Annotated in this window: 3 protein-coding genes; all 3 read right to left on the bottom strand. The window is 70.2% G+C overall.

All coding sequences use genetic code 11. From position 1 onward, the window contains the following. Positions 1 to 86: 86 nt before the first annotated feature. The 3 genes from VFZ20_RS04520 to VFZ20_RS04510 are packed head-to-tail and all read right to left on the bottom strand — an operon-like array spanning position 87 to position 2,238. Positions 87 to 1,244 carry a PilW family protein gene (locus VFZ20_RS04520; protein ID WP_329682641.1) on the bottom strand — a complete coding sequence of 386 codons (1,158 nt, stop codon included), beginning with the start codon at positions 1,242 to 1,244 and terminating at the stop codon, positions 87 to 89. Then, positions 1,241 to 1,651 (bottom strand): type IV pilus modification PilV family protein, encoded by a 411-nt coding sequence (locus tag VFZ20_RS04515; RefSeq protein ID WP_329682640.1) that lies wholly within the window; start codon positions 1,649 to 1,651, stop codon positions 1,241 to 1,243. Before VFZ20_RS04515 ends, VFZ20_RS04520 begins: the two co-directional genes overlap by 4 nt. Further along, a complete protein-coding gene (locus VFZ20_RS04510; protein ID WP_329682639.1) occupies positions 1,651 to 2,238 on the bottom strand; it encodes a pilus assembly FimT family protein in 588 nt (195 codons plus the stop codon). Before VFZ20_RS04510 ends, VFZ20_RS04515 begins: the two co-directional genes overlap by 1 nt. Positions 2,239 to 2,722: the final 484 nt, after the last annotated feature.

The raw sequence follows: 2,722 nt of genomic DNA, 5'->3' as shown, positions 1-2,722 counted from the left end.
CACCAGCAGCAGCACCATCAGCAGCGCGTATCCGCCCTGCCCCCGCGCCGGGTTTCTCGGTGCGTTCATGGTCCGTTCCAGGGAGTTCAGAAGTTGGGGATGGCGACGGGCAGCGACAGCGCCTGCGCCGACCGGGACGGGGTGCAGTCCTGCGCGGCCACGGCGTACTGCACCGTCGTTCCCCGCGCCACGTTCTCGTCCACGTACGTGTAGCCGTTGAGCCCGGCGGGAATGCTCATCCACGGGTCCGTGAAATCGGCCGGCAGCGTGCGCTTCCACAGGATGTAGCGCAGCACGTCGCCCTCGCCCGCGTGCTCGTCGACGGACGCCGTCCAGGTGAGCTGCACGCCCCGCGCGCCGCTGGGCAGCAGGACCACCTGGGCGCCCGGGGCCACGCCCTGCGGGATCTCGCCGCACACGTTGCGGGTGGCCACGCCGGCGTTGGGCATGCGGATGGTGCGGTCGAACGCCCGCCGCTGCTCCTGCGCGCCCGTGAGCCCGTTGGTGACCGTAAAGCGCACGCGCACGGCGCGGATGTTGTCGATCTCGGCGCCCGCGTCCTGGGCGGAGCCGTGCAGGGGCGCCGTGTGCGCCAGGGGGCCGCCGCCGATGGACACCATCTGCGTGGGCCCGTCCTCGGGGACGCGGATGACGAAGTACTCGAAGAAGGGCGCGCTCCCCGTCTTGAGCAGGTTGCGCGCGACGACAGCCGGGGCCGCCGCGTTCACCTGGCGCATGAGCACGTAGTCGTCCGCCCGCGGGGTGCTGGCGTCCGGCTGAAGGAAGAGCGACAGCGTCTCGGCGGGGCTGTTGCTGGTGCCCGCGAAGTAGTTGCTGTCCGGGTAGCTGAACCCCGTCATGGGGATGGCGAAGCGCTGCAGGCGCTTGACGGCCTCGGACTGGCCCGGGGGAAGGTCCCGGTCCACGTACACGGCGTTCTCTTCCAGGGGGTCGGGGCTGGCGTAGTCGGCGTTGAACGCGATGACGTCCGGGCCGGCGTACACCATGAACGGCTGCTTGAAGGCCACGTGCGTGCCCACCGTGCGCACGTCCGTCTCCAGCGCGTTCACGGCGCTGCGGCCGTTCTGCGTGGCGTTCATGGCCGTGGTGCCGCGGGCAAACGCCCGTCCCTGCTGGCCAAAGAACGACAGGGCCACCTGCAGCACCATCAATCCCACGACCAGCGCCACCAGCACTTCGATGAGCGTCATGCCGCCGCGGGAGCGAAGGGGGTTCGTGCTCATGGGCTCGCGATCACGGTGGTGCGGGTGATGGGTCGCGGAACGCGCGGGGCCGTGACGGTCACGGTAACGGTCTGGTACTCGGTGCCGTCCGCGAAGCGGGTGGCCGTAAAGCGCGTGGTGCGCGTAAAGCCCGGCGCCCCCGCCACGGGCGATTCCGTGACGGCGTAGCGCGCGGCCAGGGTGCCGTAGTTGGGGTCGGCCTGGATGGCGTGGATGCGGTCCATGGCCAGCTGGTTGCCGCGCCCGCGCGCCTCCTGCCAGTTCACGCTGCGCACCATCATGGACGTCATGGACGCCTGGGCGCCCAGGATGACGAAGCCCAGGATGACGAGCGCCACCATCACCTCCAGCAGGGTGAACCCGGCGGCGGCGGACGGGGATGTCGATCTGCGAAGGGGCACGCGCATCAGTAGCGCCTTTCCCAGCCGGCGGTGCCGTAGCGCCAGGTGACGGCGCGGGCCGTGGCGCGGTCCACCACCACGGCGCGGGCCGTGCTGGGCCTGGGCGCCGTCTGCGCGGCGGTGGTGAGGTAGAACCCGCCTTCCTGGCTGGCGCTGCCGGAGCGGTTGAACGTCACGGCGGGGGCGCCGGACTGCTGCCGGGAGAACGAGACGGGGCCGCTGCCCAGCTGGCTCAAGGTCCCGGCGGAGTTGCCGAAGATCACCAGGTCGGGGAGCGTGGTGCGGACCACGCGCTCGTTGCCGTCCATCACGCCGTCGTTGTCCACGTCGTAGTGCACGCGCACGCGGCGCTGGCTGGTCTCGAAGGCCACCACCACGTCGTGCTGCCCGCTGACGGCGGCGCGCTGGGCGGCCATGAGCAGGCTGGCCATCTGGTGGACGGCGGCTTCGGTGCGGCGGTGCGTGAGGTTCACGCGCGGCAGGGCGATGGCGGTGCTGATGCCGATGATCACCAGCACGGCCAGCACCTCGCTCATGGTAAAGCCGGCGCGTCCGCGGGCGCGCCGTGCGTCGGGAGGGTGGGGCAGGGCCATGGGCGGCGAAGGCGCGGGTGCGGGGTCTGGGTGCTTTCCCGCACGCGGCGGCCGCTTGCGGGTGATCTGCGCCGGTGAATGCAAGGCGATGTGACGCCGGGGGTTGCTCCGTCGTCTATCTCTAATTGGCCTGCACTCTTTTGGTGAACGTGTGCAACTAGCATACGCGCTGCCGCCTCATTTGTCGAGTGCGGTGTCGTGTTCCGCGTCGTTTTTGCCATTTCAGCGACGAGGGGCATGTCGCGGATCGCGTAAACCCCGCGTGCCGGCTGACTTCCGGAGAACTGCGACAGGCTGATACAGATCGGGCCGGGAAGGCGTTCGCTGCTGCAAAGTGTTGCAGGCGCGAAAGCGTGCGGCCCGGTGCTCCTGCCGGGAGTCTGGCAATCCGCAACGTGCCGCCGCGAAATGCCGCACCGTGGCGGGAGCCGTGCGGAATCAGGCAACAGAAAACTGCATTCTCACGCAGAGGGAGCAGAGGCAG

Source organism: Longimicrobium sp. (assembly GCF_036280135.1).
Classification (GTDB): domain Bacteria; phylum Gemmatimonadota; class Gemmatimonadetes; order Longimicrobiales; family Longimicrobiaceae; genus Longimicrobium.
Note: the sequence above shows the minus strand (reverse complement) of the source record. Positions and strands in the feature narration are given on the sequence as shown.

Coding starts and splice junctions, on each gene's coding strand:
- VFZ20_RS04520 (WP_329682641.1), bottom strand. CDS start 1,244: ATGAGCACGAACCCCCTTCGCTCCCGCGGCGGCATGACGCTCATCGAA.
- VFZ20_RS04510 (WP_329682639.1), bottom strand. CDS start 2,238: ATGGCCCTGCCCCACCCTCCCGACGCACGGCGCGCCCGCGGACGCGCC.
- VFZ20_RS04515 (WP_329682640.1), bottom strand. CDS start 1,651: ATGCGCGTGCCCCTTCGCAGATCGACATCCCCGTCCGCCGCCGCCGGG.